At 75.1% G+C, this 606-nt stretch carries 2 protein-coding genes; both read left to right on the forward strand.

The genetic code is table 11. The features are described from left to right. The coding region (locus ABD743_RS28500) for a hypothetical protein (RefSeq protein WP_425566996.1) at positions 1-230 on the forward strand (230 nt) is incomplete at its 5' end. Further along, on the forward strand, positions 227-606 hold a 380-nt coding region (locus ABD743_RS28505; RefSeq protein WP_344725437.1), incomplete at its 3' end, for a hypothetical protein. The genes ABD743_RS28500 and ABD743_RS28505, both read left to right, overlap by 4 nt.

The raw sequence follows: 606 nt of genomic DNA on the forward strand, positions 1-606 counted from the left end.
ATGGTGCGGTGTTGGCGGTGGCTGATGGGCTGTCCGCGGTGGCCGGGGTGCAGATCTTGGCTGAGGTGGGGGTCGGGGTGCGGGTGGTGTCGGGGTTGGTGACCGCGAGTCCGTTGGCGGCGCGGGAGGCCGCGGCGGCGACCGGGTTGGCGGTGTTGTCCCCGGCGGAGTTGATCGCGGGTGGGGCGTTGGACCTGTTGGGTGATCACGCGGCGGCGGTCCCGGCATGACCCAGTGGGGGGACACCACAACAGGCACCACAGCAGACAACACGACAGGCAACACCGGGGCGGACGCGGCGGGGACCGCGGCGGGGACCGACCCGGCCGGACCGGGGGCGGCGCACCCGGTGGCGGCGGGGGTGTATGTGCCGGACGGTCGTGCGGGCCCGGGGGTGTATCGGGAGGTCGAGCTGGCGGTGGTGGCGGTGCGGGCGGCGGGGTTGGTGTTGCCCGAGGTCACCGTGCTCGACGAGCGCGGTGGGCAGTTGTTCGGCGAGCTGTTCGAGGGGGGGTCGTTGGTGTGTGACCCGGCCGGGGGTGGGGGTCCGGTGGCCGGGGCCGGCGCGGCGCGGTCGGCGCGGGCGTTCGGGGTGGTCAACACCGG

The sequence above is a fragment of the Pseudonocardia yunnanensis genome (assembly GCF_039534065.1).
GTDB lineage: Bacteria > Actinomycetota > Actinomycetes > Mycobacteriales > Pseudonocardiaceae > Pseudonocardia > Pseudonocardia yunnanensis.